Source organism: Streptomyces sp. NPDC044002 (genome assembly GCF_056434525.1).
In genome coordinates this window covers 1-4,942 of record NZ_JBWKEZ010000140.1, presented here as the reverse complement: position 1 = coordinate 4,942, position 4,942 = coordinate 1, and the positions used below count along the sequence as shown (strand labels likewise).

Genomic DNA, 4,942 nt, shown 5'->3' with positions numbered 1-4,942 from the left:
ACCAGAAGCGGTCCTGTCCGGGGGTACCGAAGAGGTACAGGATCAGGTCCTGGTCCAGGGTGATGCGGCCGAAGTCCATGGCGACCGTGGTGGTCGTCTTGTCACCGGTGTGGGTGAGGTCGTCGATACCCGCGGAGGCGCTGGTCATGACGGCTTCGGTGCGCAGGGGGTTGATCTCGGAGACCGCGCCCACGAACGTGGTCTTGCCCACGCCGAAGCCGCCCGCCACCACGATCTTCGCGGAGGTGGTGGAGCGCGGAGCCGCTCCGCCGTTAGAGCTTGCGAAGTCCACTGAGCACCCTTTCGAGCAGTGTCACATCTGGCTGGCCGCCGGCAGACTCGTCGCCGCCGGGCTGGTGAATGGCGACAAGGCCCGCCTCCGCCAGGTCGGCGACGAGGATGCGGGCGACACCAAGAGGAATGGAGAGAAGTGCCGAGATCTCCGCAACGGATTTGATCTCCTGGCACAGGCGGCAGATGCGCTGGTGCTCGGGCAGCTGCCCTTGCAGGCGCGCGGGGTCCGCCGTGGTACTGACCAGCGCCTCGATGGCGAGCTGGTAGCGCGGCCGGGTACGGCCGCCGGTCATCGCGTACGGGCGCACCAGCGGGTTGTGCGCCTTCGGGGCCTGCGGCTGCGCGGCCCTGGGGGGCTGATGCGGAAGCCGGTGGGGCGCCTGGGGCTGCTGGGGCTGGCCGTACGGCTGCTGGGCGTAGGGGTTGTGCTCCGGCACGGGCCGGCTGGGAGAGGAGGGGAAGTTGAAGCGGTTCTGGTCGTGCCCACCCTGCGGCTGCTGGCCGCCATAAGGATGTCCTCCGGGTGTTGTCACGTTTCCTCCTCCGACTCCAAGAACGCAGTACTCCCTGTGGAACCGCGCCACCGCACCCTACGGTGCGATGACGCGAAACGCACTGCCCGTTTGCTAGTTGAGAAGGCTTCCCTGCAGCTCCGCACGGAGGTCCGGGGTGAGGACCGTACCCGCCCGATCCACGAGGAGGGCCATCTCGTAGCCCACGAGGCCGATGTCGCACTCGGGGTGCGCGAGCACCGCGAGCGAGGATCCGTCGGAGACGGACATCAGGAAGAGGAACCCGCGGTCCATCTCCACGACGGTCTGGTTGACGGCGCCGCCCTCGAAGATCCGGGAGGCACCGGCGGTCAGCGAGGTCAGGCCGGAGGCCACGGCCGCCAGCTGATCGGCGCGGTCGCGCGGGAATCCGTCGGACATCGCCAGCAGAAGGCCGTCGGCGGAGACCACCACGGTGTGGGACACCCCGGGGGTGTTGTCCACGAAGTTGGTGATCAACCAGTTAAGGTTCTGCGCCGCCTGGCTCATCGCGCTCACACTAACGCTCCTGGTCATAGCTGTTACTTGACTGCTCGGAACCCGCACTGCGTCCCTGCTGGACACCGCGTCGCAGGTTGCTCAACCTGCCACGGACGTCCTCCGGGGCGCGGGAGACCTGGGGGCCTCCCTGCGGGGTCGTCTCCGCAGCGCCCTCGACCAGGTTGGCCTTGGGCACGCGCCGAGGGAGACCGGACGAGGTGACCCCGCCCGCCTTCGGCTCACGGAGCTTGCCGGCCTGCTGCCAGCGCTCGTCGTTCGTCGAGCGCCAGCCCGCGCCGGCTGCTGCCTCCTCCACATCCCGCTTCGGTTCGGCGGGCTGCTGCTGACGCTGCGGCCGCTGCTCGAAGAGGGATCCGGCGGACTCCGCTTCCTGCTGTGCCGGCTGCCACTGCTGCTGGCTGCCGCGTCGCGGCAGGCCCGCCCCGGTCAACTCGTGACCGGCGTCGGCAGCGGCGCCCGGACGGTCGAAGCCTACGCGGTCCAGGGCCGGTTCGGGAGCGGAGGGCGATTCCGAATCGGTCCCGTAATCCTGCTGGTAGGAGCCCGGGTAGGTGTTCTGACCGGGCCACTCGGCCTGCTGGGACTGGTCCTCGTAGCCGCCGTCGTACGCCTGGGCGGGCTGCTGCCCGTCCTGGTAGCCGGCCTCCGGATACGCGTAGCCCTGCTCCGGGTACGCCTCGTAGGCCCCCGACTGCTGCTGGGAGTCGTACGGAGCCTCGTAGCCCTGCGCGGACTGCTGCTCGTAGCCCTGGTACTCCTGGTACCCGTGCTCCGGCTGCGGTTCCGGATACTCCTGCGCCTCGGGACCGGGGTACTGCTCCTGGTCCTGAGCCTGCGGGAAGTTGAGCTGCGCCTCCAGCGCGGCCCGGCGCTCCTCGCGGCCCAGGGACCGCACGACCGGGTCCGCGGGCTTCGTGTCGCCGCCCTGGGCGCCCGGGGCGTCGTAGGCGGAGTCGTCGAAGCCGAGCTCGGCGGCCGTCCGCAGCGGGGCGGCCTGTTCGGCCTTCTGCTGCGGAATCATCGAGGAGACGGTGAAGTCGTCGTCCGGGATGCCCTCGCCACCGCCACCGTGGGTGATGGCGTCGGGGAGCATGACCAGAGAGGTGGTGCCGGCCGCCTCGCCCGAGGGGCGCAGCTGGACGCGGATGCTGTGGCGGTCCGCCAGCCGGCCGACCACGAAGAGACCCATGCGCTGCGAGATCGCGGCGTCCACGGTCGGCGGGTTGGCCAGCTTGTGGTTGATGTCCGCGAAGTCCTCGGCGGTGAGGCCGATGCCCTTGTCGTGGATCTCGACCATCACGCGGCCGTCGGGCAGACGCGTGGCGGTGACGCGGACCTTGGTCTGCGGGGAGGAGAACGTGGTGGCGTTCTCCAGGAGCTCGGCGAGCAGGTGCACGAGGTCGGTCACGGCCTGGCCGTGGATCTCGGCCTCGGAGACGCCCGAGAGCTCGATGCGCTCGTACTGCTCCACCTCGGAGGAGGCGGCGCGCAGCACGTCGACGAGGGGCACCGGCTGGTCCCAGCGGCGGCCCGGGTTCTCACCCGCGAGGATGAGGAGGTTCTCGCCGTTGCGGCGCATACGGGTGGCCAGGTGGTCCAGGCGGAAGAGGTTCTCCAGCTGGTCCGGGTCGGCCTCGTTGTTCTCCAGGTCGGTGATGAGGGTCAGCTGGCCCTCGATCAGCGACTGGTTGCGCATGGAGAGGTTGGTGAAGATCGCGTTGACGTTGCCCCGCAGGAGCGCCTGCTCGGCGGCGAGCCGGACCGCTTCCCGGTGGACCTGGTCGAAGGCGCGGGCGACCTCGCCGATCTCGTCGCGGGAGGTGATCGGGATCGGCTCCACGCGGGTGTCGACCTTGCCCGGGTCGGTGCGCGAGAGCTGGTCGACCAGCGCGGGCAGGCGCTGCTCGGCGATGTCGAAGGCGGAGCTGCGCAGACGGCGCATCGAGCGGCTCATCTGGCGGGCCATCATGGCGGCCAGGATGAAGGCGGCCAGCAGGGCCACGACCACGATGGCGCCGGTCAGGATGGCGTCGCCGCGCGACTTGTCGGAGACCGCGACGGCGTCCTTGACGGCCTTGTCGAGGAGTTCCTTCTCGATCTCGGCGTAGCCGTCGAACTTGGCGGTGGCGGCGGCCTGCCAGGCGGGGGCGGTGGTGCCGTTCAGGGCGAGCTTGGCGGGCTTGTCGCCGCCGGCTATCGCCTCGGTCATGCCGGTGAGGGCGGAGCCGTTCACCACGGGCGGAGCCTTGAAGGTGGCGCCGGACTGCTCGGCGGCCTGCTTGGCCTGGGCGAGCTTGGCGGCACCCTCCTGGGACTTCTTGCCCATGACCTCCTTGAGCCGGTTGGTGTCCTCGTCGGTGCCGGCGGCGACGTACTCGCCGATGGCGATCTCTTCGAGGTAGGCGTAGGAGGAGAAGGCGACCAGCTGGGCCTTGCGGACTTCCTCGTTCTCGTTCGGACGCACCAGCAGGTGCGTGCCGACGGAGCGCTGGAGCGAGTTCGCGGCCTTGGCCAGCTCCACCGCGTAGACCATGCGGCCGTAGCTGGTGACGTTTCCGGTGCCGAGGCCCAGTTCGTTGGAGAACTGCATGAGGTAGTGCTGGACCAGCACGTAGCCCTCTTCGGTCGGGATGGGGCCGGCCGAGGAGGGGAGGTTCTTCTTCTGGGTCTCCGGGACGGCGTAGGCCGTCTTGCGGACCTGCTCCAGCTTCGGCTCCTCCTGGCGGAAGAGTTCGAGGCGGCGCTCCAGGCCCTGCTTGGCCGGGAGGTCCTTCACGGCCTGGGCGAACTTGGCCTTGGCCGCGTCCGTGGCCGCGTAGGACTTGGACACCGCGGCGTTGTTGCGGTCGCCCTTGAGGAGGGGCTCGGCGGTGAGGTCGCGCTCGTTGAGGAGGGCCTGGCCGTATTCGGCTGCGGCCTGGACGATCCGCGCGGTCTTCTCGGCGTCCTTGGCCTCGTTCCAGCTGTCGACCGAGCCCTTCACCTGGAAGCCGCCCATGACCAGTCCGACGAGGACGGGAACCATGAGGATGGCGTTCAGCTTGGTGGCCACCCGCCAGTTGCGGGGGGAGAGCTTGCTGGTGCTTCCGCTGCTCGTGGATGGTTCCACGGGCACGTCGACGGGCGACATGGCCGCGCGCGGCGGCGGGGTGAAGTTGCCTCGCGCGGGTTCATCCGCGGGGCTCGACTTGCTTCGCCTCACTCGACCAACAACCTCTCGGCGGTGCTACTAGCTGGTTCGTTGAATTCCAGCACGGTTAAGCGCCGTGTTCCAAACAGTTGAATCCGGCCATTCCAAGAACCTTACGCCCCGCATAAAACGGACATAAAGAGCGAGCTGCGGCAAAAATGGGGCCTGTCGTGCGCGCAGCGGCACCGGCCGAACGCACGCCGTGTCCGCCTGACGGCAATTCACTGTCGAAACGTTATGAACGCGAGGGGCGGGCCGTGTTCGAGAACACAGCCCGCCCCCGGCGTATTGCCTTGTAATGCGTGCTACTTGAGCCGGGCCATGAGGGCGTGCTCGACGAGCGTGATGAGTGCGCTCTTGGCGTCCGCGCGGTGGCGGGCGTCGGTGGTGATGATGGGGGCGTCGG

At 69.2% G+C, this 4,942-nt stretch carries 4 protein-coding genes and 1 pseudogene; all 5 read right to left on the bottom strand.

Going from position 1 to position 4,942, the window contains the following annotated elements:
- On the bottom strand, nt 1-292 hold a 292-nt coding region (locus tag AC07A6_RS41215), incomplete at its 3' end, for a GTP-binding protein (RefSeq protein WP_385769161.1).
- Nucleotides 273-827 (bottom strand): DUF742 domain-containing protein, encoded by a 555-nt coding sequence (locus tag AC07A6_RS41210; protein WP_362474798.1) that lies wholly within the window; start codon nt 825-827, stop codon nt 273-275. The genes AC07A6_RS41210 and AC07A6_RS41215, both read right to left, overlap by 20 nt.
- Before the next feature lie 93 nt (nt 828-920).
- The gene (locus AC07A6_RS41205; protein WP_007266772.1) at nt 921-1,334 is read right to left on the bottom strand and encodes a roadblock/LC7 domain-containing protein; all 414 of its coding nucleotides are present in this window, start codon (nt 1,332-1,334) and stop codon (nt 921-923) included.
- 10 nt (nt 1,335-1,344) lie between these two features.
- Entirely contained in the window at nt 1,345-4,548 is a 3,204-nt protein-coding gene (locus tag AC07A6_RS41200) for a sensor histidine kinase (protein ID WP_478780521.1), read from the bottom strand.
- A 293-nt stretch (nt 4,549-4,841) separates the two neighbouring features.
- A pseudogene (locus AC07A6_RS41195) lies at nt 4,842-4,942 on the bottom strand (ATP-binding protein); the annotation flags it as partial.

What these genes read in the sequence shown, in the direction of transcription:
- AC07A6_RS41205 (WP_007266772.1), bottom strand. Translation starts at nt 1,334, where the DNA reads ATGAGCCAGGCGGCGCAGAACCTTAACTGGTTGATCACCAACTTCGTG.